The sequence below is a fragment of the Mycobacterium sp. NGS49 genome (assembly GCF_059812565.1).
The window spans coordinates 97,891-122,681 of record NZ_JCALCX010000012.1; the positions used below are offsets into that span (position 1 = coordinate 97,891).

General features: G+C 67.0%; 21 protein-coding genes and 3 tRNA genes. 10 read left to right on the forward strand and 14 right to left on the reverse strand.

Features of this window, described 5'->3' with window-relative positions:
• Positions 1-23: 23 nt before the first annotated feature.
• From AC5Y7D_RS14540 to AC5Y7D_RS14560, 5 genes are all read right to left on the reverse strand, one after another.
• Complete coding sequence (locus AC5Y7D_RS14540; RefSeq protein WP_499925013.1) at positions 24-290, reverse strand: YdeI/OmpD-associated family protein; 267 nt, start codon at positions 288-290, stop codon at positions 24-26.
• 16 nt (positions 291-306) lie between these two features.
• Positions 307-1,614, reverse strand: coding sequence for an ammonium transporter (locus AC5Y7D_RS14545; protein ID WP_499925014.1), 1,308 nt, complete (start codon positions 1,612-1,614; stop codon positions 307-309).
• 173 nt (positions 1,615-1,787) lie between these two features.
• Positions 1,788-2,975 (reverse strand): NRAMP family divalent metal transporter, encoded by a 1,188-nt coding sequence (locus AC5Y7D_RS14550; RefSeq protein ID WP_499925015.1) that lies wholly within the window; start codon positions 2,973-2,975, stop codon positions 1,788-1,790.
• Positions 2,976-3,019: 44 nt separating this feature from the next.
• A complete protein-coding gene (locus tag AC5Y7D_RS14555; RefSeq protein WP_499925016.1) occupies positions 3,020-3,898 on the reverse strand; it encodes a magnesium transporter MgtE N-terminal domain-containing protein in 879 nt (292 codons plus the stop codon).
• A 263-nt stretch (positions 3,899-4,161) separates the two neighbouring features.
• A tRNA-Leu gene (locus AC5Y7D_RS14560) sits at positions 4,162-4,244 on the reverse strand.
• A gap of 236 nt (positions 4,245-4,480) precedes the next feature.
• Between AC5Y7D_RS14560 and AC5Y7D_RS14565 the strand changes: the two genes are divergently transcribed.
• From AC5Y7D_RS14565 to pknB, 7 genes are all read left to right on the forward strand, one after another.
• Positions 4,481-6,154 (forward strand): FHA domain-containing protein, encoded by a 1,674-nt coding sequence (locus AC5Y7D_RS14565; RefSeq protein WP_499925018.1) that lies wholly within the window; start codon positions 4,481-4,483, stop codon positions 6,152-6,154.
• A gap of 125 nt (positions 6,155-6,279) precedes the next feature.
• Complete coding sequence (locus tag AC5Y7D_RS14570; protein ID WP_459360227.1) at positions 6,280-6,747, forward strand: FHA domain-containing protein FhaB/FipA; 468 nt, start codon at positions 6,280-6,282, stop codon at positions 6,745-6,747.
• 67 nt (positions 6,748-6,814) lie between these two features.
• A complete protein-coding gene (locus tag AC5Y7D_RS14575) occupies positions 6,815-8,362 on the forward strand; it encodes a PP2C family protein-serine/threonine phosphatase (protein WP_499925021.1) in 1,548 nt (515 codons plus the stop codon).
• Complete coding sequence (locus AC5Y7D_RS14580) at positions 8,359-9,771, forward strand: FtsW/RodA/SpoVE family cell cycle protein (RefSeq protein WP_499925023.1); 1,413 nt, start codon at positions 8,359-8,361, stop codon at positions 9,769-9,771. Before AC5Y7D_RS14575 ends, AC5Y7D_RS14580 begins: the two co-directional genes overlap by 4 nt.
• Positions 9,768-11,246 carry a D,D-transpeptidase PbpA gene (gene pbpA / locus AC5Y7D_RS14585; RefSeq protein ID WP_499925024.1) on the forward strand — a complete coding sequence of 493 codons (1,479 nt, stop codon included), beginning with the start codon at positions 9,768-9,770 and terminating at the stop codon, positions 11,244-11,246. The genes AC5Y7D_RS14580 and pbpA overlap by 4 nt, the downstream gene beginning before the upstream one ends.
• Positions 11,243-12,490 (forward strand): serine/threonine-protein kinase, encoded by a 1,248-nt coding sequence (locus tag AC5Y7D_RS14590; protein WP_499925026.1) that lies wholly within the window; start codon positions 11,243-11,245, stop codon positions 12,488-12,490. Before pbpA ends, AC5Y7D_RS14590 begins: the two co-directional genes overlap by 4 nt.
• Positions 12,487-14,364, forward strand: coding sequence for a Stk1 family PASTA domain-containing Ser/Thr kinase (gene pknB / locus AC5Y7D_RS14595; RefSeq protein WP_499925028.1), 1,878 nt, complete (start codon positions 12,487-12,489; stop codon positions 14,362-14,364). The genes AC5Y7D_RS14590 and pknB overlap by 4 nt, the downstream gene beginning before the upstream one ends.
• Here pknB and AC5Y7D_RS14600 read toward each other — a convergent pair.
• Entirely contained in the window at positions 14,342-15,040 is a 699-nt protein-coding gene (locus AC5Y7D_RS14600) for an aminodeoxychorismate/anthranilate synthase component II (protein WP_499925030.1), read from the reverse strand. The two genes, pknB and AC5Y7D_RS14600, sit on opposite strands and share 23 nt — an antisense overlap.
• Positions 15,041-15,084: 44 nt before the next feature.
• Positions 15,085-15,828, reverse strand: coding sequence for a DUF881 domain-containing protein (locus AC5Y7D_RS14605; RefSeq protein WP_499925033.1), 744 nt, complete (start codon positions 15,826-15,828; stop codon positions 15,085-15,087).
• A gap of 98 nt (positions 15,829-15,926) precedes the next feature.
• Here AC5Y7D_RS14605 and crgA point away from each other — a divergent pair, with 98 nt between their 5' ends.
• Complete coding sequence (gene crgA / locus AC5Y7D_RS14610; RefSeq protein ID WP_055578119.1) at positions 15,927-16,208, forward strand: cell division protein CrgA; 282 nt, start codon at positions 15,927-15,929, stop codon at positions 16,206-16,208.
• 169 nt (positions 16,209-16,377) lie between these two features.
• The gene (locus AC5Y7D_RS14615; protein ID WP_499925036.1) at positions 16,378-16,791 is read left to right on the forward strand and encodes a PH domain-containing protein; all 414 of its coding nucleotides are present in this window, start codon (positions 16,378-16,380) and stop codon (positions 16,789-16,791) included.
• A gap of 120 nt (positions 16,792-16,911) precedes the next feature.
• On the opposite strand, the gene AC5Y7D_RS14620 is transcribed toward AC5Y7D_RS14615, so the two are convergent.
• Entirely contained in the window at positions 16,912-17,460 is a 549-nt protein-coding gene (locus AC5Y7D_RS14620) for a peptidylprolyl isomerase (RefSeq protein ID WP_499925231.1), read from the reverse strand.
• Positions 17,461-17,596: 136 nt separating this feature from the next.
• Between AC5Y7D_RS14620 and cwsA the strand changes: the two genes are divergently transcribed.
• Positions 17,597-18,025, forward strand: coding sequence for a cell wall synthesis protein CwsA (gene cwsA / locus AC5Y7D_RS14625; RefSeq protein ID WP_499925038.1), 429 nt, complete (start codon positions 17,597-17,599; stop codon positions 18,023-18,025).
• A 143-nt stretch (positions 18,026-18,168) separates the two neighbouring features.
• Here cwsA and AC5Y7D_RS14630 read toward each other — a convergent pair.
• The 6 genes from AC5Y7D_RS14630 to gyrB all read right to left on the reverse strand — a co-directional run bounded on the left by AC5Y7D_RS14630 (position 18,169) and on the right by gyrB (position 24,599).
• A tRNA-Ala gene (locus tag AC5Y7D_RS14630) sits at positions 18,169-18,241 on the reverse strand.
• The gene (locus AC5Y7D_RS14635; protein WP_499925040.1) at positions 18,232-18,372 is read right to left on the reverse strand and encodes a hypothetical protein; all 141 of its coding nucleotides are present in this window, start codon (positions 18,370-18,372) and stop codon (positions 18,232-18,234) included. The genes AC5Y7D_RS14630 and AC5Y7D_RS14635 overlap by 10 nt, the downstream gene beginning before the upstream one ends.
• Positions 18,373-18,398: 26 nt before the next feature.
• Positions 18,399-18,472 (reverse strand) — tRNA-Ile (locus tag AC5Y7D_RS14640).
• A 59-nt stretch (positions 18,473-18,531) separates the two neighbouring features.
• On the reverse strand, positions 18,532-19,380 hold the full coding sequence (locus AC5Y7D_RS14645) for a DUF3566 domain-containing protein (RefSeq protein ID WP_499925042.1): 849 nt from the start codon (positions 19,378-19,380) through the stop codon (positions 18,532-18,534).
• A gap of 71 nt (positions 19,381-19,451) precedes the next feature.
• On the reverse strand, positions 19,452-22,532 hold the full coding sequence (gene gyrA, locus AC5Y7D_RS14650; protein ID WP_499925044.1) for an intein-containing DNA gyrase subunit A: 3,081 nt from the start codon (positions 22,530-22,532) through the stop codon (positions 19,452-19,454).
• A gap of 36 nt (positions 22,533-22,568) precedes the next feature.
• A complete protein-coding gene (gyrB, locus tag AC5Y7D_RS14655; protein ID WP_499925046.1) occupies positions 22,569-24,599 on the reverse strand; it encodes a DNA topoisomerase (ATP-hydrolyzing) subunit B in 2,031 nt (676 codons plus the stop codon).
• Positions 24,600-24,791: the final 192 nt, after the last annotated feature.

Below are 24,791 nucleotides of genomic sequence, written 5' to 3' on the forward strand. Positions count from 1 at the left end.
CAACGGGGTAGGCCCGGGCACCACTACCTACCGTTGCGTTCGCGGTGCTTGCAGCCCGGCCAGCAACACGGCCGGCGCTTGCCTTCCTCGAGCTCCTCCTGGGTCCGCCGAATGCGGCGCTCGCGGGTGGCCGCCTGTTTGGCGTCCTCGACCCAGCAGATGAACTCGTTGCGCGCCAGGGGAGTGATGTCCTTCCACAGCTCCAGCGCCGTTGAGTTGGCGGCCAGGGCTCGACGCAGGTCTGCCGGCATCTCGTGGACGACTCCGCCCGGTACTTGCTGGCTATTCACGCGGCCAGGTTATCGCTTACTCGTCGTCGTCCTCGATCGACCGCGGACGGGAGTCGTCTCGTTCCCCCAGGGACGGCCGGCGCGTTGCCTGGTGTCCGTAAACGCCCTCCGGGTAGGCCGTTTCCGCATGCTGGCTGAGGTCGACACCGCTCGTCTCCTCCGCCGCGCTGATTCGGAAACCCATGAACTTGTCGATCAGCTTTCCCAGCACGAAGCTCACGGCGAAGGCGTACAGGGCGACCACCACCATCGCCAGGGACTGCTTTCCGAGCTGACCGAGTCCGCCGCCGTAGAAGAGTCCCTTCGGGCCACCGGTCATCACGGCGGTGGCGAACAGCCCGATCAGGAAGACGCCGACAACCCCGCCGACGAAGTGCACCCCCACCACGTCGAGCGAGTCGTCGTAGTTGAGCTTGAACTTGACCAAGATGGCGTACGAGCAGACGACGCCGGCGACCAGGCCGACGACCGCGGCGCCCAGCGTGTTCACCGTGCCGCAGGACGGTGTGATCGCCACCAGCCCGGCCACCACGCCCGACGCGGCACCGAACGTGGTGGGCTTTCCGTCGCGGAACTGCTCCACCGACAGCCAGCCCAGCATCCCCAGGCAGCCGGCCACCAGGGTGTTGAGGAAGATCGCCGAAGCCAGCCCGTTGGCGGCCAGCGCCGACCCGGCGTTGAAGCCGAACCAGCCGAACCACAGCAGTCCCACGCCGAGCAGCACGAACGGCAGGTTGTGCGGGCGCATGGCCTCCACCTTGAATCCGATGCGCGGGCCGAGCACCAGCGCCAGCGCCAGCGCCGACGAGCCCGAGACGATCTCCACGACCAGTCCGCCCGCGTAGTCCAGGACCCCCATCTTGAACAGCCAGCCGGTGGGCGCCCAGACCCAGTGCGCGATGACGGCGTACACCGCCACCGACCAGACCAGCACGAAGACCATCCATGCCGCGAATTTGGCGCGGTCGGCGATGGCGCCGCTAATCAGGGCGGCGGTGATGATCGCGAAGCTCAGCTGGAAGGTGGCGTACAGCAGCTCGGGGACCTGTCCGTGCAGGGTCTCCGGCCCGATTCCGCTCATCCCGGCATGCGCCAGCCCGCCCAGTAACCCGCCGGCGCCGCCGTCGGAGAACGCCAGGGTGTAGCCCAACAGCAGCCAGGCCACGGTCACCAGCGGGATGGAGATGAAGCTCATCATGATCATGTTGAGCACGCCGGTGGTGCGCATCATGCCGCCGTAGAAGATCGCCAGACCGGGCGTCATGAGCAGTACCAGGGCGGTGCTGGCGAGCAACCACGCGGTGGCCGCGTAATCGATGTTCAACTCTGCGACTCCTTCGTGTAGCTGTCGAAGAGAATGTAGACGGCGCTGCAACGCCCCCGTCAGGGCGTCGTATGGCGCCGCGAGCGTGCGCGACACGTCAGGGTATCGGGCGATACGAGGCCGTGGCCGGTGATCTACGGCTCTGCCACCTGCGCCGCCGGTCGTATGACCGCTCATCCGGTGAGCGAGGTGACCGCCAGCGCAGCGACGCAAAGCACCACCATCGCGGTCGTGAGGCCATAGACGATCGTGCCGGCCCGGCCGATGGTGAACGGTCCCATGAGGTCGCGGTCACTCCCGATGCCGATCATCGCGAACAGCAACGGCACTAGCAGCACGGCATTGAGCACCTGGGTGGCCACCAGGATCGTCACGAGCGGGGCGTTCGGGATGAGCACAGCGAGCGCGCTGAGGAGCGTGACGATTCCGAACGTCATGTAGAAGGTCTTGGCCTCGCGGTATGGGTCGTCGACGGCTGCTTCGATGCCGGCGTACTCGCACACCGAATAGGCCGTCGACAGCGGCAGTATGGAGGCAGCCAGCAGCGCCGCCCCAATCAGTCCCACCGCGAACAGTGTCGAGGCGGCGGCGCCGGCGAGGGGTTCGAGAGCCACTGCGGCGTCGGCAGCGTCCTGGATGGGGTGGCCGTCGCGGTGGAGCGTCGCCGCACACGCCACCACGACGAAGAACCCGATGACACCGGTGAGCACCGCCCCTGTCACCACGTCGAGCCGTATCAAAGGAAGGTCCTCGGTCCGAAGCTTCTTGTCGACCGCGTAGGACTGCATGAAGGAGAGTCCCCATGGAGCGAGCGTGGTGCCGAGGGTGGCGGTGACGATGGCGATGGCTTCGCCGTTGGCGGGCATGCTCGGTACCAGCATGCCGTGAAGTGCGGCCCCCCAGTCCGGATGGGCCAGCACGCCGGACCCGACGTAGGCCAGGAAGATCGTCGACAGCAGCAGGACGTGCTCGACGCGGCGGAAGCTGCCCCGTAGCACCAGCAGGGAGACGATCACCGCCGCCGCGGGCACGCTCGCGTAGCGGCTGATGCCGAACAGCTCGGAGCCGGCAGCGATCCCGGCGAACTCGGCACAGGTCGTGCCGACATTGGCGATCACGAGGGCGGCCAGCACTGCACCGCCCAACCGCACGCCGTAACGCTGGCGCACGAGGCCGATGAGACCCTGTCCGCTGACCACACCCATGCGTGCTGCCAGGCCGTGGAAGATCACGAGGGCGACGGTGGAAAGCACGAGCACCCACAAAAGCTGGTAGCCGTGGTTCGTGCCGAGGACCGAATAGGTCGTGATGCCGGCCGGGTCGTCATCCGAGAGGCCGGCGAGTAACCCCGGACCGACCACCGCCAGCAGTCCGCCGAGGGCGAGCCGCTTGCGTTCCGGACGCCTCAAGGTTTCGATCCCTCGGCTCCTCTACCGCCGGCTGGGGTGTGACGCCGGCGAGGCCACACGCGCGAGCGCAGGAAGGGTCCGTCGAGGAGCGCAGGCGACCGTGCGAGGCGGTCCCGCCATCGGGTTGCGTGGTCGACGTGCATGGCGGCCACGATTTCGGCGGCATCCCTGTGGGGCATCGCCCGCAGCACCCGCTCCCCGACGTCCGGGTGGCTGGCGCGGATGACCTCGGCGGCGACGCTGGGGCCCCGGGCGGCGAGAATCTCGGTGGCCGACTCGGTGTCGAGCCGGCTTACCAGTGCAGCGAGTCCCCGCGCATCGAGGTGGTGTACCGCGGACCGTGGGGTTGCCAGCTGCACGGCATGACCCCGCTCGGAGGTCAGGTGCAGGTCGGTCCACGCGAGGGCGTCCTCCCCGGTTCGCGCCGCCAGTCGGCGTAGGCCGAGCCGCCGCAGCACCCCGCCAATTCCGACCTCGACGCCGACGAGCTCGAGCTGGTTCTGGCTGGTGCGGGCGAGCACCACCTCACCGACCCGGGCCAGTCGCTGGCCCACCACGTCGATGACCTGGGTGTCGAGCACGTCGCGCCCCAGCAGGATCTCGTCGGCTCCCAGCGTATCGGTGATCGAGGTGGTCGCGAATGTGGCCGGATCATCGGTGCCGTGTGCCAGCACCAACCCGGTGTGCCGGAAACTCTCGACCGCGGCCCATGGCGGCAGCAGGTCCGGCGCCCGGTGGCGCTGCACGAGGAGTCGCTCGACCAGGCAGGGCCCGGGCCGCTCGTCCAGTTCGACGGTCAGGTCGGCGAGGCGGCCGACCACCCGCCCGTCGGGACCCAGCACGTCGCTTCCAATCATCCGGCTGAGCAACAGCACCCCAGCAGCATGCCCGAGTGACGTGTGTGCGGCGCAAGTCCGGGTCATCTTCGAGCCAGAAATCGGCCCACGATTCGGTCGACCAGCTTTCGCAACCCGTCTTCGCCTCCGGTGAGGCGCTTTCGAAGCGGGGTCTATCGCAGCGCGTTTGGGATCGGCAGCCGTTCCGGCACACGCTGAACGGCGATCCACACAAAGAAAAAGGTCACGACCTCTTTCGAGTTCGTGACCTTTCGCGTCGCAATTCGTAGAACCGCTCACTGTGGGCGAAGGGGGACTTGAACCCCCACGTCCCGAAGGACACTGGCACCTGAAGCCAGCGCGTCTGCCATTCCGCCACTCGCCCGAAACAACCGGAGGACCATATCACTGTAGTGGCTTCGCACCCCAACCGTGCGAGCGGGGGCGTACCGTGCTCACCGCGCCGTAGGTCTCTGATCAGTATCGATGTGGTTCTCTGGATTCTGGCGGTGCCGCCGCGTCGCGCTGTCCCGATACGATTGGCAGTCAACAAGTCACACGGCCGAGTTCCTTCGCCCTCGACCGACGACTCCCGTGCAAAGTAGTGAGGCGAGCGTAAGAATGGGTAGCCAACGAGGGCTGGTTCAGCGCATCGAGCGCAAACTCGAGTCGACAGTTGGTGATGCGTTTGCCCGAGTGTTCGGGGGATCGATCGTTCCGCAAGAGGTGGAAGCCCTGCTGCGCCGCGAGGCTGCCGATGGCGTCCATTCCCTGCAGGGCAATCGCCTTTTGGCACCCAACGAATACATCATTACCCTCAGTGTGCGCGACTTCGAGAAGTTGGGCGGCGACCCGGAGCTCACGTCGACCGCTTTTGCTCGTTACTTGGCGGACTATATCCAGGAACAGGGGTGGCAAACGTATGGTGAAGTGGTCGTCCGGTTCGAGCAGGCCTCGAACCTGCACACCGGCCAGTTCCGCGCCCGCGGGACTGTCAACCCCGACGTCGAGCCCCGCCCGACGGCTACCGATTCCGCCCGACCACAATCACATCATGCGTTTGGCGCAGAACCAGGAGTACGACCGATGACTGACAATCCAGGCTACCGCGGCGGTCAGGGGCAGGGGCGGCCCGACGACTACTACGACGACCGCTACCCGCGGCCGCACGAGGGGGGCCAACCCCCCTACCCGCCGGAGGCCGGTGGTTACCCGCCGCAGCAGGGCTACCCGCCGACCCCACAGGGTGGCTACGGACAGGCCGGCTACCAGGAGCCGGGCGGCTACGGCCAGGGCCAGGGCGGGTATGGCCCGCCGCAGAGTCAACCGCCGGGGCAGCCCCAGGGCGGTTACGGCGACCAGCGCGGTTATGAGCAGGGTGGTTACGAGCAGGGCGGCTACGGGGAGCAGCGCGGCTATGGCGACCCACGCGCCTACGGGGACCAGGGCCAGGGCAACTATGCGCCTACCCACGAGGCGCCGCCGCCGGCCGCGCCTCCGGGCCCGCCGGCTGGAGGTTACGGCGCCCAGGGTGGTTACGGCGGCCAGGGTGGTTACGGCCAGGACCAGGGCTACCAGCAGGGCGGTTACGGTCAGCCGCAGGGTGGTCAGCAGGGCTACGGCTACGGCGAATACGGAAGCGGGCCCGCCCGTCAGGACGAGGGGTACGGCGCACCCAGCGCGCCGCCGGCGCCCCCCGAGCCGCCGCGACCGTCCTACGAGCAGGGCGGCGGTTACGGCCAGGACCAGGGCTACCAGCAGGCCGGCGGCTATGGGCGCCAGGACTACGGCAGCGGCGACTACACCCAGTACGCCGAGGCACCGGCCCCCGGCGGGTACGCCCCGCAGGGCGGTTACGGCGAGCCGCAGGGTTACGCGGAGCCGGCCGGCCGCGACTACGGCGATTACGGCCAACCGCCGACTCCGGAATACGGTCAGCAGGCCGCACCGGATTACGGCCAGGCCGGCGGCTACGGCGGATACGGCCAGGGCGGCTACGGAGCGGTCGGGGCGCAGGTCACGCTGCAACTCGACGACGGTAGCGGCCGGACCTACCAGCTGCGCGACGGCTCCAACATCGTCGGGCGGGGCCAGGATGCGCAGTTCCGGCTCCCGGACACCGGCGTGTCACGCCGGCACCTGGAGATCCGCTGGGACGGCCAGGTCGCGTTGCTCTCGGACCTCAATTCCACCAACGGCACCACCGTCAACAACGCCCCGGTCCAGGAATGGCAGCTGGCTGACGGTGACGTGATCCGCCTCGGCCATTCCGAGATCATCGTCCGCATTCACTGAACCCACTGACTCGAAGCTGCCGCGCATCTCCCCACGTCGAGCGCCGTCGAAGTATCGTGACTTTGCTGAGGTGCTCGGCATAAGCGGCGCGGGGTGGGCAGTGCCGGGACGGAAAGGACCGCCGGATGCAGGGGTTGGTACTGCAACTGACGCGTGCCGGGTTCTTGATGCTGCTATGGCTGTTCATCTGGTCGGTCCTGCGGATCCTGCGCACCGACATCTATGCCCCCACCGGTGCGGTAATGGTGCGTCGCGGGCTGACGCTGCGCGGCAACCTGTTGTCCCCGCGGCAGCGCCGCGACAAGGCGCGGTATCTGGTGGTGACTGAGGGGGCGTTGCAGGGCGCCCGGATCACGCTGAGCGGCCAGCCGGTGCTGATCGGTCGCGCCGACGACTCAACCTTGGTATTGACTGACGATTACGCCTCGACTCGGCATGCCAGGCTGTCTCAGCGCGGCTCCGAATGGTATGTGGAAGATCTAGGATCGACCAACGGCACTTACCTCGACAGGGCCAAAGTGACAACTGCTGTGCGAGTTCCCATAGGTACGCCGGTTCGGATCGGCAAGACGGCAATAGAGTTGCGCCCGTGACCCGCTCCTACCACGACGACGCCGAGAGCGCGGGAGTACCGCCCGTTAGCGGGGGAGAGTTGCGCCCGTGACCCTGGTCCTGCGATACGCCGCCCGCAGCGATCGCGGCCTGGTGCGCGCCAACAACGAAGATTCCGTTTACGCCGGCGCCCGGTTGTTGGCCCTGGCCGACGGGATGGGCGGTCACGCGGCCGGTGAGGTGGCCTCGCAGCTGGTTATCGCCGCCCTGGCCCACCTCGACGACGACGAGCCCGGCGGTGACCTGCTGGCCAAACTCGACGCGGCAGTGCGGGCCGGCAACGCCGCGATCGCTGCCCAGGTCGAGATGGAACCCGACCTCGAAGGCATGGGCACCACGCTCACCGCCATCCTGTTCGCGGGCAATCGGCTCGGACTGGTGCACATCGGCGACTCGCGCGGCTACCTGTTCCGCGACGGCGAGCTCACGCAGATCACCAAGGACGACACCTTCGTCCAGACGCTGGTCGACGAGGGCCGCATCACCGCCGAGGAGGCACACAGCCACCCGCAGCGCTCACTGATCATGCGGGCGCTGACCGGGCACGAGGTGGAACCCACTCTGACCATGCGCGAAGCGCGCGCCGGTGACCGATACCTGCTCTGCTCCGACGGCCTGTCCGACCCGGTCAGCAACGAAACCATCGCCGAGGCGCTGCAGATACCCGATGTCGCCGAAAGCGCGTACCGCCTGATCGAACTCGCGCTGCGCGGGGGAGGTCCGGACAACGTCACCGTCGTCGTCGCCGACGTCGTTGACGACGAATTCGGCCAGACTCAGCCGATTCTGGCCGGTGCGGTATCCGGCGACGGCGATGACGACCAGTTGACGCTACCGAACACCGCCGCCGGCAGAGCCTCGGCGATCGGCCCACGCAAGGGCGAAGTCACCAAACGGGCTGCGCCGCAGGCCGAACCGCCGCCGCGACGGCGCTGGTCGCGGCGCCGGATCGTGCTAATGGTCGGGCTGTTGACGCTGTTGCTGATCGCGGGACTGCTCATCAGCCGCGCCGTCATCCGGAACAATTACTACGTCGCTGACCACAACGGCACCGTCGCCATCATGCGCGGCATTCAGGGATCGCTACTGGGCCTGTCGCTGCATGAGGTGTATTCGTTGGGCTGCCTGAACTCCAACGACGAGATCTCCGACATCAGTCCCGGCCAGCCCGCCGATCGCAGCAACTGCCGCCTGATGAAGGTCGACTACCTCAACGGTCCCGCCCGGGCATCGGTGCAGGCCGGGCAGTTGCCCTCCGACACCCTGGAAGGCGCCCGCAAACAACTCCACGAGCTGGCCAAGTCGCTGCGCCCCAAGTGCCGTCAGGGAGCCACGTCAGCACCCGAGCCGTCGGCCCCGTCGACCAACAGCAGCGGCACACCCGAACCCAGCTTCGTCCCGTCGTCGCCGGCACCGGCCACCCAACCGGCGACCCCGTCCCCGGGCCCGACCCCGGCGCCCAGCACCACGCCCTCGACCCGTTCCAGCACCAGCCCGGCCTCGCCTGCTATGCCGTCTTCGACAACGCCCAGCACGGCCGCGCCGACACCGAGTGAGAACCCGCAACAGCAGGCTGATTGCCGACCCGCGGCATGACCACGACGGAACTGCCGGCACCGGTAGCGGTCACACCCCCGCTGCCCACTCGGCGCAATGCCGAGTTGCTGCTGCTGTGTTTCGCGGCTCTGATCACCATCGCCGCCCTGTTCATCGTGGAAGCCAACCAAGAACGCGGCCTGCACTGGGACCTGACCACCTATGGGCTGGGCTTCCTCACCCTGTTCGGCATCGCCCATCTGGCCATCCGCCGCTTCGCGCCCTACACCGATCCGCTGCTGCTGCCGGTGGTGGCGCTGCTCAACGGGCTCGGGCTGGTGATGATCCACCGCCTCGACCTGGTGGATAAGCAAGGCGGCCGGCACGGGCACCCCAGCGCCAACCAGCAGATGCTGTGGACCCTGGTCGGCGTCATCGCGTTCGCCTTGGTGGTGACCTTTCTCAAGGATCACCGCCAGCTGGCACGCTATGGCTACATCTGCGGCCTGTTCGGTCTGATCTTCCTGGTGATACCCGCTTTGCTGCCCAGGTCGCTATCCGAGCAGAACGGCGCCAAGATCTGGATTCGGTTGCCGGGCTTCTCGATTCAGCCCGCGGAGTTCTCCAAGATTCTGCTGCTGATCTTCTTCTCGGCGGTGCTGGTGGCCAAGCGCAACCTGTTCACCAGTGCGGGCAAGCACGTGCTGGGGCTGACGCTGCCGCGGCCGCGCGACCTGGCCCCGCTGCTGGCCGCCTGGGTGATCTCGGTGGGCGTGATGGTCTTCGAAAAAGACCTCGGCACCTCACTACTGCTGTACGCGTCCTTTCTGGTGGTGGTCTACCTGGCCACCCAGCGGTTCAGCTGGGTGATGCTGGGCCTGGTGCTGTTCGCCGGCGGAAGCCTGGTGGCCTATCACCTGTTCGCGCATGTCCGGGTCCGCGTGCAGACCTGGCTGGATCCGTTCGCCGATCCCGACGGCAGCGGCTATCAGATGGTGCAGGCACTGTTCAGCTTCGCCACCGGCGGCATTTTCGGCACCGGTCTGGGTAACGGCCAACCCGACACCGTGCCCGCGGCCTCGACCGACTTCATCATCGCCGCGTTCGGTGAAGAGCTCGGCCTGGTCGGCCTGGCCAGCATTCTGATGCTCTACACGATCGTCATCATCCGCGGCATGCGCACCGCGATCGCCACGCGCGACAGCTTCGGCAAGCTGCTGGCGGCCGGTCTGGCTTCCACGCTGGCGATTCAGCTGTTCATCGTGGTAGGCGGTGTCACCAAGCTGATCCCGCTGACCGGGTTGACCACGCCCTGGATGTCCTATGGCGGGTCGTCGCTGCTGGCGAACTACGTGCTGCTGGGCATCCTGGCGCGCATCTCCGATGGTGCCCGTCGTCCGCTGCGCACCCGCCCGCGCAAGAAGTCACCGATCGCGGCGGCCAGCACCGAGGTGATCGAGCGCGTATGAACACCTCGCTGCGCCGAATCTCGATGACCGTGATGGCGTTGATCGTGCTGCTGCTGCTCAACGCCACCATGACGCAGGTGTTCACCGCCGACGGGTTGCGGGCCGACCCGCGCAACCAGCGGGTGCTGCTCGACGAGTATTCGCGCCAGCGCGGCCAGATCATCGCCGGCGGCCAATTATTGGCCTACTCGGTGGCCACCGACAGCCGCTTCCGTTTTCTGCGGGTCTATCCCAACCCGGCGGTGTACGCACCGGTCACCGGTTTCTACTCGCTGCGCTATTCCAGCGCCGGCCTGGAGCGGGCCGAGGATTCCCTGCTCAACGGATCGGATGAACGGCTGTTCGGCAGACGCCTGGCCGACTTCTTCACCGGCCGTGATCCCCGCGGCGGCAACGTCGACACCACCATCAGCCCGCGCGTTCAGCAGGCCGGCTGGGACGCCATGCAGCAAGGCTGTGCCGGATCGCCCTGCAAGGGCGCTGTCGTCGCACTCGAACCGTCCACCGGCAAGATTCTGGCGCTGGTGTCGTCGCCGTCCTATGACCCCAACCTGCTGGCATCGCACAACCCCGACGTGCAGGCCCAGGCTTGGCAGAGCCTGCGGGACAACCCCGACAACCCGCTGATCAACCGGGCGATCTCCGAGACATACCCGCCCGGGTCCACGTTCAAGGTGATCACCACTGCGGCAGCATTGCAGGCCGGCGCCACCGAGGGTCAGCAGCTGACCTCGGCAGCGAGAATTCCGCTGCCCAACAGCACCGCGACGCTGGAGAACTACGGCGGCACCGCCTGCGGCCCCGGTGACACGGTGCCGCTGAGCGAGGCCTTCGCCAAGTCCTGCAACACCGCCTTCGTTCAGCTCGGCCTGCTTACCGGCACCGACGCACTGCGCAGCATGGCCCGCGCGTTCGGCTTCGACATGGCCCCGGATCCCATTCCCCTGCAGGTCGCCGAATCGACCGTCGGGGCCATCTCCGACGCCGCCGCACTGGGCATGACCAGCATCGGGCAGAAGGACGTCGCGCTGACGCCGCTGCAGAATGCGGAGGTGGCCGCGGCCATCGCCAACGGGGGCGTACTGATGCAGCCGCACCTGGTAGAAAGCCTCAAGGGGCCGGACCTGGCCAATATCAGTACCACTGCTCCTTACCAGCAGCGCCGCGCGGTGTCGCCGCAGGTCGCCGCTAAGCTAGCAGAGCTGATGGTCGGCGCCGAGAAAGTCGCACAGCAGAAAGGGGCCATCCCCGGCGTGCAGATCGCATCGAAGACGGGTACCGCCGAGCATGGCACCGACCCGCGGCATACTCCACCGCACGCGTGGTACATCGCCTTTGCGCCTGCCCAGGCCCCGAAGGTTGCCGTGGCGGTGCTGGTGGAAAACGGCGGCGATCGTCTGTCCGCGACCGGGGGCGCGCTGGCCGCGCCCATCGGACGGGCAGTGATCGAGGCTGCTTTGCAAGGGGGACCATGAGTCCGAGAGTTGGGGTGACGCTGTCCGGCCGCTACCGGCTGCAGCGGCTGATCGCCACCGGTGGCATGGGCCAGGTGTGGGAGGCGGTGGACAGCCGCCTGGGTCGGCGCGTCGCGGTCAAGGTGCTCAAGCAGGAGTTCTCGCAGGACCCGGAGTTCATCGAGCGGTTCCGGGCTGAGGCACGCACTACCGCGATGCTCAACCATCCGGGCATCGCGCAAGTACACGACTACGGCGAAAGCGCGATGGACGGCGAGGGCCGCACCGCCTACCTGGTGATGGAACTGGTCAACGGGGAGCCACTGAACTCGGTGCTCAAGCGCACCGGCCGGCTGTCGCTGCGGCATGCGCTGGACATGCTCGAGCAGACCGGTCGCGCGTTGCAGATCGCGCACGCCGCCGGTCTGGTGCACCGCGACGTCAAACCGGGCAACATCCTGATCACTCCCACCGGACAAGTCAAGATCACCGACTTCGGTATCGCCAAGGCGGTAGACGCCGCCCCGGTCACCCAGACCGGCATGGTGATGGGAACCGCGCAGTACATCGCCCCCGAGCAGGCCCTGGGCCATGACGCCACCCCGGCCAGTGACGTCTACGCGCTGGGAGTCGTTGGCTACGAAGTGGTTTCGGGTAAACGGCCGTTCAGTGGCGACGGTGCACTGACGGTGGCGATGAAGCACATCAAGGAGCCGCCGCCACCGCTGCCGGCCGACCTGCCGCCCAACGTGCGGGAGCTCATCGAGATCACCCTGGTGAAGAACCCGAGCCAGCGTTATCGCAGTGGCGGGCCATTCGCCGACGCCGTGGCCGCGGTGCGGGCCGGGCGCCGTCCGCCGCGACCCAGCCAGTCGCCCCCGCCGGGTCGCGCCGCCCCCGCAGCCATCCCGTCGGCAACCCCGGCCAGAATTGCGCCCGCTCCCGCCACCCGCACCGCGGCGCCGCGCCGAACCACCGGCGGGCACCGCCCACCCGCTCGGCGCACCTTCTCGTCGGGGCAACGCGCGCTGCTGTGGGCCGCCGGTGTGCTCGGAGCGCTGGCGATCATCATCGCAGTGCTGATCGTCATCAACTCCAAGGCCGACACCCAGCCGTCGCCGCCGCCCACGGTCACCAACACCGGGAGCATGCAGATCACCGAGTTCGGGCCCGCACCCGGTGCGGATCCCGACTGGACGAACAACCCGCGCACCGCCGGACCCGGACTGCACGCGGCGCCAGCCCGATATGAGATACCGCGATGACCACCCCCCGGCATCTGTCAGACCGCTACGAACTGGGCGACATCCTCGGCTTCGGCGGTATGTCCGAAGTTCACCTGGCCAAAGACCTGCGGTTGCACCGCGATGTCGCGGTCAAGGTGCTACGGGCCGACCTGGCCCGGGATCCCAGTTTCTACCTGCGGTTCCGCCGAGAGGCGCAGAATGCCGCGGCGCTGAACCACCCCGCGATCGTCGCGGTGTACGACACCGGCGAGGCGGAGACGCCGGCCGGTCCGTTGCCCTACATCGTGATGGAGTACGTCGACGGCGTCACGCTGCGCGACATCGTGCACACCGAGGGCCCGATGACGCCCAAGCGCGCGATCGAGGTCATCGCCGACGCCTGCCAGGCGCTGAACTTCAGCCACCAGAACGGCATCATCCACCGCGATGTGAAGCCGGCCAACATCATGATCAGCTCCACCAACGCGGTGAAGGTGATGGACTTCGGCATCGCCCGCGCGATCGCCGACGGCGGCAACAGCGTCACCCAGACCGCCGCCGTCATCGGCACCGCGCAGTATCTCTCGCCCGAGCAGGCCCGTGGCGACTCCGTCGACGCCCGCTCCGACGTCTACTCGTTGGGCTGTGTTCTCTACGAAATGCTCACCGGGGAGCCGCCTTTCACCGGTGACTCACCGGTGTCGGTGGCCTATCAGCATGTGCGCGAGGACCCCATTCCGCCCTCGGAGCGGCACGAGGGGATCTCCGCGGATCTGGACGCCGTGGTGCTCAAGGCGCTGGCCAAGAATCCGGAGAACCGGTACCAGACCGCGGCGGAGATGCGGGCCGACCTGGTCCGGGTGCACAACGGCGAGCCCCCGGAAGCGCCCAAGGTACTCACCGGTGCCGAGCGCAAGGCGTTCATGTCGTCGGGCGGTGGCGGCCACGGCGGTCCGCGCACCGACCCGTTGCCCCGGCAGAACTTCGACGACTCCCAGGACCGCAGTGCAGGTTCGGTGGGCCGGTGGGTGGCCGTCGTCGCGGTGCTGGCGGTGCTGACCATCGTGGTGACCATTGCGATCAACACCTTCGGCGGTAACACCCGCAGCGTTCAGGTGCCCGACGTCCGGGGACAGACATCCGCCGATGCGATCGTGGCGCTGCAGAACAAGGGTTTCAAGACCCGAACGCAGCAGAAGCCCGACTCCCAGATCCTGCCGGATCACGTCATCGGCACCGACCCGGTCGCAAACTCCTCGGCGGGTGCCGGCGACGAGATCACCATCAACGTGTCCACCGGCCCCGAGCAGCGCGAAGTGCCCGACGTGTCGTCGTTGACCTACTCCGAGGCGGTCAAGAAACTCACCGCCGCGGGGTTCACCAAGTTCAAGCAGTCCAACTCGCCCTCCACCCCCGAACTACTGGGCAAAGTGGTCGGGACCAACCCGCCGGCCAACCAGACCTCGGCGATCACCAACGTGATCACGATCATTGTGGGTTCCGGTCCGGAGACCAAACAGATCCCGGACGTCACCGGGCAGACCGTCGACGTCGCACAGAAGAACCTCAGCGTCTACGGCTTCACCAAGATCACCCAGACCCAGGTGGACAGCCCCCGCCCGGCCGGCGAGGTGATCGGCACCAATCCGGCCAAGGGTGAGACACAACCCATCGACACCGTCATCGAACTACAGGTGTCCAAGGGTAACCAGTTCATCATGCCCGACGTGACCGGCATGTTCTGGACCGACGCCGAGCCGCGGCTGCGGGCGCTGGGCTGGATCGGTCTGCTGGACAAGGGCGCCGACGTCGACGCCGGCGGCGCCCAGCACAACAAGGTGGTCTACCAGAATCCGCCGGCCGGAACCGGGGTGAACCGGGACGGCGTGATCACGCTGAAGTTCGGTCAGTAGCCCCCGGCGGACCGGGCAGGTCGGTCGGAACATGCGGCCGGATCGCGGTGAGCACCTCGTTCTCCAGCCGCCGCACCAACGTGTCGTCGCGGGCCCAACCGCAGTAACTCAGCCAGTTGGCCAGCATCCGGTGGCCGCCCTCGGTCAGGATCGACTCCGGATGGAACTGGACGCCGTGAATCGGCAGCGTGGTGTGCCGCACCGCCATGATCACCCCGCTCTGGGTGTGCGCGATGGCCTCCAGCTCGGCGGGCAGCGACTCGGGCAGGATGGTCAGCGAGTGGTACCGGGTGGCCGTGAACGGGTCCGGAAGTCCTTGCAGCACACCGACATTGGTGTGGAACACGCTGCTCGTCTTGCCGTGCAGCAGCTCCGGCGCGCGGTCGACGGTCGCGCCGAACGCCACGCCGATGGCCTGGTGTCCCAGACAGACGCCGAGCAACGGTGTGCTCGCCGCGGCGCACGCCCGCACCAGGCTGATCGAGGCGCCCGCCCGCTCGGGGGTGCCCGGGCCGGGGCTGAGCAGGACGCCGTCGAACTCGGCGGCGACGGCTTCGGGTGCTGCGAGCCTGGCATCGTCGTTGCGCCACACCGCGGCCTCGACGCCCAGCTGGCCCAGGTACTGAACCAGGTTGAACACGAAGCTGTCGTAGTTGTCGACGACCAGGATCCGCATCGTGACAGGTTACCGTCCGCTCGGATAGCAGGGGGCGGCTGACGTCAGTAGCCAATGGGGCCGATGGGCTGCGCGAAGTGCAGCCGGACCGGTTCGGCATGCCCGACCACGGCGACATCGGACTTGGCGTCCTCGCGGTAGCCGAGGCCGAAACGGACCACATACTGCTTGTAGAGCGTCACCAGCGGCGCGGCGGCCAGGGCCGCCTGCATGGCCGCGACGTTGCCGATCGCGGTGACCGAGTAGGGGGGGCTGTAGGTGCGGCCGTTGAGCAGCAGCGTGTTGCCCACGCATCGGACCGCCGAGGAGGCGATGATGCGCTGGTCCTGGATCTGGATCGCCTCCGCGCCCGCGCTCCACAAGGCGTTGAGTACCCCGTCGATGTCTTGCTGGTGGACCACCAGGTCGTCCGGGGTGGCATCGCGGGGGAATCGGCCGTTGGCGTCCCGCTGGGCGTCGTTGAGCACCACGACCAGGCCCGGGCCGTGGACCGCGTTCATGTCCGCCTCGCCCGCCAGCTCGGCGGCCCGCTTCAGCATCGCCTGTAGGGCGGCGTCCGAGGAGCGGCCGTGCGCGGCGTCGATCTTTCTGCTCAACGCTTCCCGCTCGGCATCCAGGTGGCTCACCGACAAGCGCGTCTCGCGCACCAGATCGACCAGGCGCGGCGCATCGCTGCGGCGAATCTCCGAGCCACCGGACACCCCGTGCGTAGCAGCCAGCAGCAACCCGGCCAGCAGGCACACCAGCGGAACACCGAAGCGCCACGGCGAACGGCGCCGATCGATCATGGTGTCTCCTGTGGGCTAGTCTCGTAGCCGAGCTCTACCTGCATGCAACGGTAAACGTTGCACCCATCCCGCTCGTAGTTGAGGTATCAGAGGTACACATGCCCAAGTCGAAGGTCCGCAAGAAGAACGACTTCACCGTCAGCGCGGTAAGCCGCACTCCGGTGAAGGTGAAGGTCGGGCCGTCGAGCGTGTGGTTCGTCGCATTGTTCATCGGCCTCATGCTGATCGGGCTGGTCTGGTTGATGGTGTTCCAGCTGGCCGCCTACGGGCCGCAGGCCCCCGCGGCGCTGCACTGGATGGCCGAACTCGGCCCGTGGAACTACGCGATCGCATTCGCTTTCATGATCACCGGGTTGTTGCTCACGATGCGCTGGCACTGAGCAGCCGCGGGACGGGATCAGCGGGCGCGTGATGCATTCATTCCGCGGTTGGTCCGTTATCACGCCGGCAACCTTCCTGTCACCCAATCACACGCGTGTGATTCATCCCCACTGTTGATAGCGTCTGTGGATAACCGTATCTGCCATGGTGAGGGGACCCGGCAAACGTATGCAGCAAACTGAGTGGGCGCCGCAGACGGCCGGCATCGCTGCGTGCGCGATCGGCGGTACGGTCCTGGCTATCGCCGCTGTGACGCTGGTCACAGACCCGCCGGCGCGAGTGCTCGCCGGAATCGCCGCAGCGGGCCTGCTCTTGTTTGCCGGCGGATCCTGGCGTGCCCGACCGAAGCTGGCAATCACCCCCGAGGGTCTGGTGGTGCGCGGCTGGTTGCGCACGCAGGTGTTGCGCCGCGAGGTCATCAAGATCATCCGCATCTCGGAGTTCCGCCGCCACGGGCGCCGGGTCCGACTGCTGGAACTCGAAACCGTCGACGGTGGGCTGCTGGTGCTGTCCCGTTGGGACCTTGGCACCGACCCGCTGGAAGTGCTCGACGCTCTCACCGACGCCGGTTACGCGGGCTAGCCTCTGAACCGCGTGGGGCTCGTTTCCCGCGTGGGGCTCAGTTGCCGCGAGCGCCCGCGTTTGTACACCGACACGCCGATGGGCGTGACATTCTGCGGACCCTCGCGGCAGTGCGTCGCGTCAGGAGATGGTGATCGACTCGATGACGACCGGCTCGGTGGGACGGTCGTTGCCGTCAGTCGCCGTGGTCGCGATCGCGTCGACGACGGCCTGCGAGTCGGGCTCGATGACCTCGCCGAAGATGGTGTGCCGCCGGTTCAGGTGGGGGGTCGGGCCCACGGTGATGAAGAACTGGGAGCCGTTGGTGCCCGGGCCGGCGTTGGCCATCGCGAGCAGGTACGGCCGGTCGAACTGCAGTTCGGGGTGGAACTCGTCGGCGAACTTGTAGCCGGGACCACCGCGTCCGGTACCCGTCGGGTCGCCGCCCTGGATCATGAAGCCCCGGATCACCCGATGGAAAACCGCGCCGTCGTAGAACGGGCCCGAAGGACCACCCGATGCGTTCTGGGTGGAGTACTCCTTGGTGCCCTGCGCCAGGCCGACGAAGTTGGCGACGGTCTTGGGTGCGTGGTTCCCGAACAGGGCGACCTTGATGTCTCCGCGGTTGGTGTGCAGCGTGGCGGTAGCGGTCTGAATGGGGCTGTTAGTCACGGGATCACAGTCTGCCACTACGCGCGGCCCGGCCCGCAGCCGGTACACGGTCGTACGCATCCTTCCGATGACGGTGTGGGCCATCCTCTAGCTCCGAGGGGCCGGTACCTGGTAGGACTGCGTAAGGCTTGAGCAGTACATCGAAAGGCGGCAGATGAGCGAGAAGGCGGAAGCCTCGTTGACCCCACGCGAGCGACTGACCCGTGGCCTGACCTATTCGGCGGTGGGACCGGTGGACGTCACTCGTGGTGTTGTCGGCCTCGGCGTCCAGTCGGCCCACTCCACCGCCACCGAGCTTCGCCGCCGCTACCAGCAAGGCCGGCTGGCGCGCGAACTCGCGGCCGCCCAGGAGTCGATCGGGCTCGAACTCGCCGCCGCCCAGGAAGTGGTCGCCAACCTGCCGCAGCTGCTGCAGGAAGCGCGCCGCAATCAGCGCCGCAGCAAGAAACCGTGGCTCATCGCCGGAGCCGCCACCGTCGTGGTCCTGGCCGGTGGGGCCGTCGCCTTCACCATCGTTCGGCGCTCCGCACAGCCGGAGCCTTCGCCGCGCCCGCCGAGCGTGGACGTGCAGCCGCGCCCGTAGGAAACGGGCCGCTCCCTCTCGACTCTGCGCTGCCGGAATCGGTACTGCGCGCAGTGCTGCGGCAGTGGCCTGAACACGTTCTCAGCGCAGGCTGAGCGCCGCCAGCGCTGACTCGGCGAATGAACCGGAATACCCGAAATTTGTGGAGCCTAGGGGAATCGAACCCCTGACACCCGCCTTGCAAAGGCGGTGCTCTACCAACTGAGCTAAGGCCCCTCTGGGTGGTCCGCCTGATCACCAGGGGCCACATCAGGCGCCACATGCCAGACCTCGACATCGCGCCGCGAACGGACCACCGCCGCCGCACCCAGGGCGGCGGCCGCAGCCAGCGGCAACACGAACTTCACACGACGTTTGGACGGGCACATGGTCGTGGGCCTAGGAGGACTCGAACCTCCGACCTCTTCGTTATCAGCGAAGCGCTCTAACCGCCTGAGCTATAGGCCCGTACTGCCAGTACGGCCGAGCGACGAGATTACCGCACCGGCCGCCCGACTCCCAAAACGTTAGTCCCGGTCGGCCAACGTCACTTCGATACCGCCGATCAAATCGGTCGTCAGGTTATAGACGAACGCGGCGATGGTGGCCATCGCCGTCATCAAGACGATGTTCACCAGGCCGATCAGAACCGCCCCACCGAAGATGGTTCCGCTCGACACCAGTTCGCCGCTGCTGCCGCTGGTGTTGTTCAGTAGGTCACCGACATTGCTGTTGAGCTTGGCCCACACGCCCATGCCGCCGAGCACCAGGTAGAGGAACGCCACCGCGATCATCCACACGAAGAAAAGCGCCACCGACAGCAGCAGCGACACCTTCAGGGTGCTCCACGGGTCGATGCGGCGGATCTGCATGCTGGCCCGCACCGGCCCGCGACCGCGCCGCGAGCCCACCGCGACGCCGCGCGCTTCCCGCGCCTCGCCGGCAGCCGGGCGCGCGGCGGGCGCCGAGGGTGTCTCAGCGGCCCGTTCCGGTTTACGTTGCGTGGCCCGGGGAATCGGGCCGGACAGATCCGGCAATTCGCTGGCGTAGGCCTCGGTGGGTGGATTTTCACTGCGCACGGCTGAGACCTCCGCCGGTGGGCCGGGCGCCGGTGTAGACGTCCCGGAAATGAAACGGTTCAGCCGAGCTTCAGAACTGGTGGGCGTCCGGACGTCGGTGGGCGGGTCGGCCGCCGGACGGGGCCCGGTCGGTGACCCGCTGCGGGCCGCTCCCCGCTGCCAGGGCGGGGAGTCCGCGCCCTCGGGTAGGCGGCCGGAACCGGTCGCCGCATGGCGCGCCCCGGCGCGTTCGGCCGCCCCGTCCCCGTTCGGGCTGTCACCCTGACTGGGGCCGCCCGGCTCGTTCGGTGAACTCACCCCGACTCCTCACATGTCCGCTCAGGTAGCTGAGTCTATGCCCGGTTCCGGACCGGCCGACTCCCGCCCGGTTAGCCACCCGACTCGTCGACGCCGACCTCCGCGTCCGCGTTCTCCTCGGCGTTGCGCGCGATGGCCAGCAAGGTGTCGCCCTCGCCCAGGTTCATCAGCCGCACCCCCTTGGTCTGCCGTCCGGCCTTGCGGACCTGCTTGGCAGTGGTGCGGATGACGCCTCCGCCGGAAGTGATCGCGTACAGCTCGCTCTCGTCGTCCACGATCAAAGCTCCCACCAGGCGGCCGCGGCGACGGTCGTACATCACCGTCAGCACGCCCTTGCCGCCGCGTCCCTGCACCGGGTACTCCTCGATCCCGGTGCGCTTGGCGTAGCCGCCGGACGTCGCGACCAGCAGGTAGGTGCCCTCGCGGACCACGTTGAGCGACAACAGCCGGTCGTCGGTGTTGAATCGCATGCCCTGCACGCCGGAGGTGGCGCGGCCCATCGGCCGCAGCGCCTCGTCGGTGGCGGAGAACCGGATGGACTGGCCGTTGGCCGACACCAGCAGCAGATCCTCCTCGGCCGAACACAGCACCGCGCCCACCAACTCGTCTTCGCCGCGCAAGTTGATCGCCACGATCCCACCGGACCGGTTGGAGTCGAAGTCCGTCAGTTTCGACTTCTTCACCAGCCCGTTCTGCGTGGCCAGCACGAGGTAAGGGGCGTCCTCGTAGCTCTTGATCTGGATGACCTGGGCGATGCGCTCCTCCGGCTGGAAGGCCAGCAGGTTCGCGACGTGCTGACCACGCGCGGTCCGCAGGGCTTCGGGAAGCTCGTAGGCCTTCGCCCGGTACACCCGGCCCTGGGTGGTGAAGAACAGAATCCAGTCGTGGGTGGAGCAGACGAAGAAGTGCCGCACGATGTCGTCCTGCTTGAGCCCGGCACCCTGGACGCCCTTGCCGCCGCGTTTCTGGCTGCGGTACAGATCGGTCTTGGTGCGCTTGGCGTAGCCGGTTTCGGTAATGGTGACGACGACGTCCTCGCGGGCGATCAGGTCTTCGTCGCTGACATCGCCGTCGGCCGCGATGATCCGGGTGCGACGGTCGTCGCCGTGCTTCTCCACGATCTCGCCGAGTTCGTCGCGCACGATGCCGCGCTGACGTTCCGGTTTGGCGAGAATGTCTTCCAGATCGGCGATCTCGGCTTCGATCTTGGCCAGGTCGTCGACGATGCGTTGCCGCTCGAGGGCCGCCAGCCGCCGCAGCTGCATGTCCAGGATGGCCTGGGCCTGGATCTCGTCGATGTCGAGCAACTCGATCAGGCCGGCGCGGGCGATGTCGACGGTCTGCGACGCGCGGATCAACGCGATCACCTCGTCGAGTGCGTCGAGCGCCTTGACCAGACCGCGCAGAATGTGAGCCCGCTCGTTGGCTTTTCGCAACCGGTAGGTGGTGCGCCGGACGATGACGTCGAGTTGGTGTTCGACGTAGTAGCGGATCATCTGGTCCAGGCGCAGGGTCCGCGGCACCCCGTCGACGATGGACAGCATGTTCGCACCGAAACTGGTCTGCAGCTGGGTGTGCTTATAGAGGTTGTTCAGCACCACCTTGGCCACGGCGTCGCGCTTGATCTCGACGACGATGCGCAGCCCGACCCGGTCGCTGGACTGGTCTTCGATGTTGGAGATGCCGGCCAGCCTGCCGTCGCGCACCTGTTCGGCGATCGAGGTGATGAAGTTGTCGTGGTTGACCTGATACGGCAGCTCGGTGATCACCAACGACGTACGGCCGCGCGAATCCTCTTCCACCTCAACGACTCCGCGCATCCGGATGGAACCGCGGCCGGTCGTGTAGGCATCGGAGATACCTTGGGATCCAACGATCAGGCCGGAGGTGGGGAAGTCGGGACCCTTGACCCGCTCCATGCACGCCGCGAGCGTCGCCTCTTCGTCGGCGTCGTAGTTGTCCAGACACCAGAACACCGCCTCGGCGAGCTCGCGCAGGTTGTGCGGCGGGATGTTGGTGGCCATGCCGACGGCGATGCCGCCCGAACCGTTGGCCAACAGGTTGGGGAACCGGCTGGGCAGCACGGTCGGCTCCTGCACCCGCCCGTCGTAGTTGGGGATGAAATCGACTGTCTCCTCATCGATTTCGCGCAGCATCTCCATGGCCAGCGGCGTCAGTCGGGCCTCGGTGTTGTGGCTGACGAATCCGTTGGTCAGGAACGCGTGATCATCGGTGTCGACACGGAGGCTGTATACCGGCTGGACGCCCGCTGCGGTGACGGCAGCGACCTTCGCGTAGTAGAAGCGGCCGTCGGTGAGATCGGTGGCGATGGCAGAAGCATCAACATCGTTCCCGTATTCGCGGAGGAACTGCTGGAGGCCGGGTACGTCTTCGGCCGCGACGGGTATGCGGGCGGACGCTTGAGTATTGGCGACATATCCGGCGTTCATCACCACGCAGTCACCCGGTCGAATTTCTTCGATGAGCTTCCAAAGGACCGTCGGCACACCACCGAGGTTCACTAGACACAGCAGCGGGTGGTTCGCGGTGCCTGTTACCTCATGCCCGTCCTCTGTCCGCACCTGGAATACTGCGTGTTCCCCAGAGTGAAAGAGCCGATCTGCCACGACAGGCGCACCGTGCCGGTCCAGGACCTTGAGTTCAATGACATTGTCGCTGTTGGCCTTTGCATCAGGCACCACATCCGCGATTCGGATCGAACGACCTTCCGGCAACGCCACCAACGCATCACCAGTCACGCAGTACCGCATCGCGGCCGGCGGGTCATTCCCCGGTGAACCGAAGTTGCCCTGCCCGTCAACCAGCGGGTAGCGCAGTGACCACGGCTGGGCCATGCGCACCAGCGTGTCGTAGATCGAGGCGTCACCGTGCGGGTGGTAGTTACCCATCGTCTCGGCCACCGAGCGTGCCGACTTCGCATGGCTGCGATCCGGCCGGAAACCGCTGTCGTACATGGCATACAGCACGCGGCGGTGCACCGGCTTGAGGCCGTCGCGGACTTCCGGCAGGGCGCGGCCGACGATCACGCTCATCGCGTAATCGATGTAGCTGCGCTGCATCTCCTGCTGAATGTCGACCGGTTCGATCCGGTCTGCGGGTCCATCACCAGGCGGCAGCGTCGTGTCAGTCATAGATTCCTCGTCTGCTGGTTGAAACGCGGACTGCGGTTAAACGTCTAAGAAGCGAACGTCTTTGGCGTTACGGGTGATGAAGCTGCGCCGCGCCTCGACGTCCTCACCCATCAGGATGGAGAACAGCTCGTCGGCCGCGGCGGCGTCGTCGAGGGTCACCTGGCGCAGCACCCGCACCGACGGGTCCATCGTGGTTTCCCACAGCTCCTTGGCGTCCATCTCGCCCAGACCCTTGTAGCGCTGGATGCCGTCTTCTTTGTTGATCTTCTTGCCGGCCTTCGTCCCCGCCTCCAGCAGACCGTCGCGTTCCCGGTCGGAGTAGGCGAATTCGGGCTCGGTGCGCTGCCACTTCAGCTTGTACAGCGGCGGCTGGGCCAGGAACACGTGGCCGTGTTCGAGCAGCGGACGCATGAAGCGGAACAACAACGTCAACAGCAACGTCGAAATGTGTTGTCCGTCAACGTCGGCGTCGGCCATCAGCACGATCTTGTGATAGCGCAGTTTGGTGATGTCGAACTCGTCGTGAATGCCGGTGCCGAGCGCGGTGATGATGGCCTGGACTTCCGTGTTCTTCAGCACCCGGTCGATGCGGGCCTTCTCCACATTGATGATCTTGCCGCGCAGCGGAAGGATCGCTTGGAACATCGAATCACGCCCGCTCTTGGCCGAGCCGCCGGCCGAGTCCCCCTCCACCACATACAGTTCGGACTTTCGCGGGTCGGTCGAGCGGCAGTCGGCGAGCTTACCGGGCAGGCCGCCGAGGTCCGTTGCGCTCTTGCGGCGCACCAGCTCCCGCGCCTTGCGCGCGGCCATCCGAGCCTGCGCGGACGACACCGCTTTGTTCACCACGGTTTTAGCTTCGGAGGGGTTGGCCTCGAACCAGTGCGTGAGCTGTTCGTTGCACACCTTCTGCACGAACGACTTGACTTCGGTGTTGCCCAGCTTGGTCTTGGTCTGGCCCTCGAACTGTGGTTCGGCGACCTTCACCGAGATGACCGCGGCCAAACCCTCGCGGATGTCATCCCCGGTCAGGTTCGGGTCCTTCTCCTTGAGCAGCTTCTTGTCTTTGGCGTACTTGTTGACCACCGATGTCAGGGCGCTGCGGAAGCCCTCTTCGTGGGTTCCGCCCTCGTGGGTGTTGATCGTGTTGGCGAAGGTGTGCACCGATTCGGAGTAGCCGCCGTTCCACTGCATCGCGATCTCGACCTCGTGGCCAGTGCCTTTGCCTTCGAAGTCGATGACGCTCTGCTGGATCGGACTCTTGGTCCGGTTGATGTGTTTGACGAAATCGACCAGACCGCCGGGGTACTGGAAGGTGCGCTTCTTGACCTTGTGCGGGGCTTTGGATTCGGCCGCCTTTTCCTCGGCAGACTTCGGGGCTTCGGCGGTATCGCTGACGACTTCATCGACGATTTCGTCCTGCTCCACCCGCTCGTCGGTGAGATTGATGGTCAGGCCCTTGTTCAGGAAGGCCATCTCCTGGAGTCGGCGCGCGACCGTCTCGAAGTCGTATTGAGTGGTTTCGAAGATCTCGGAGTCTGCCCAGAATCTGATCGTGGTCCCGGTCTTCCTGGTCGCCTCACCCTGCTTGAGGGTGCCCGGCACGGCGCGGTCGTAGTACTGCGACCATTCATATCCGTCGCGTTTGATATCGACCTCGAGTCGCTTCGAGAGCGCGTTCACCACCGACACACCCACGCCGTGCAACCCGCCACTGACGGTGTAGCCGCTGTTCTCGCCGCCGAATTTGCCGCCGGCGTGCAGTTGGGTCATGACCACGTCGACGGTCGGCGCGCCGGTAGCGTGCATGGCCACCGGAATCCCGCGGCCGTCGTCGGCGACCTCGACACTGCCGTCGTCGAGCAGGCGCACGTCGACCTTGGTGGCGTAACCGGCCATCGCCTCGTCGACCGAGTTGTCGACCACCTCCCAGATCAGGTGGTGCAGGCCGCGCTCCCCGGTGGAGCCGATATACATGCCGGGGCGTTTGCGGACCGCCTCCAATCCTTCCAGGACGGTGATGGCGGAAGCGCCGTATTCGTTTGCCTTCTTCTTCGGGGCAGCCACGGTCGGAATGCTCTCCTTGGGGTTGCATGCGCGCGGTCCAGTCACCGCAGCGGGCGCATTCGCCTACTCTACCGTGAACCACCGTCAGCACCGATTTTGTGGGCGCGTTTCCGCCCATCTGATTGCGCCGTGCGCTCAATTTCTTCGCTGTTGCCGCGTCCCGACGTTCCAGATAAGCCTCTGTCAGTTTCT

What these genes read in the sequence shown, in the direction of transcription:
- crgA (WP_055578119.1), top strand. Translation starts at nt 15,927, where the DNA reads ATGCCCAAGTCGAAGGTCCGCAAGAAGAACGACTTCACCGTCAGCGCG.
- pknB (WP_499925028.1), top strand. Translation starts at nt 12,487, where the DNA reads ATGACCACCCCCCGGCATCTGTCAGACCGCTACGAACTGGGCGACATC.
- gyrA (WP_499925044.1), bottom strand. Translation starts at nt 22,532, where the DNA reads ATGACTGACACGACGCTGCCGCCTGGTGATGGACCCGCAGACCGGATC.
- AC5Y7D_RS14580 (WP_499925023.1), top strand. Translation starts at nt 8,359, where the DNA reads ATGACCACGACGGAACTGCCGGCACCGGTAGCGGTCACACCCCCGCTG.
- pbpA (WP_499925024.1), top strand. Translation starts at nt 9,768, where the DNA reads ATGAACACCTCGCTGCGCCGAATCTCGATGACCGTGATGGCGTTGATC.
- AC5Y7D_RS14605 (WP_499925033.1), bottom strand. Translation starts at nt 15,828, where the DNA reads ATGATCGATCGGCGCCGTTCGCCGTGGCGCTTCGGTGTTCCGCTGGTG.
- AC5Y7D_RS14570 (WP_459360227.1), top strand. Translation starts at nt 6,280, where the DNA reads ATGCAGGGGTTGGTACTGCAACTGACGCGTGCCGGGTTCTTGATGCTG.
- AC5Y7D_RS14565 (WP_499925018.1), top strand. Translation starts at nt 4,481, where the DNA reads ATGGGTAGCCAACGAGGGCTGGTTCAGCGCATCGAGCGCAAACTCGAG.
- AC5Y7D_RS14600 (WP_499925030.1), bottom strand. Translation starts at nt 15,040, where the DNA reads ATGCGGATCCTGGTCGTCGACAACTACGACAGCTTCGTGTTCAACCTG.
- cwsA (WP_499925038.1), top strand. Translation starts at nt 17,597, where the DNA reads ATGAGCGAGAAGGCGGAAGCCTCGTTGACCCCACGCGAGCGACTGACC.
- AC5Y7D_RS14590 (WP_499925026.1), top strand. Translation starts at nt 11,243, where the DNA reads ATGAGTCCGAGAGTTGGGGTGACGCTGTCCGGCCGCTACCGGCTGCAG.
- AC5Y7D_RS14615 (WP_499925036.1), top strand. Translation starts at nt 16,378, where the DNA reads ATGCAGCAAACTGAGTGGGCGCCGCAGACGGCCGGCATCGCTGCGTGC.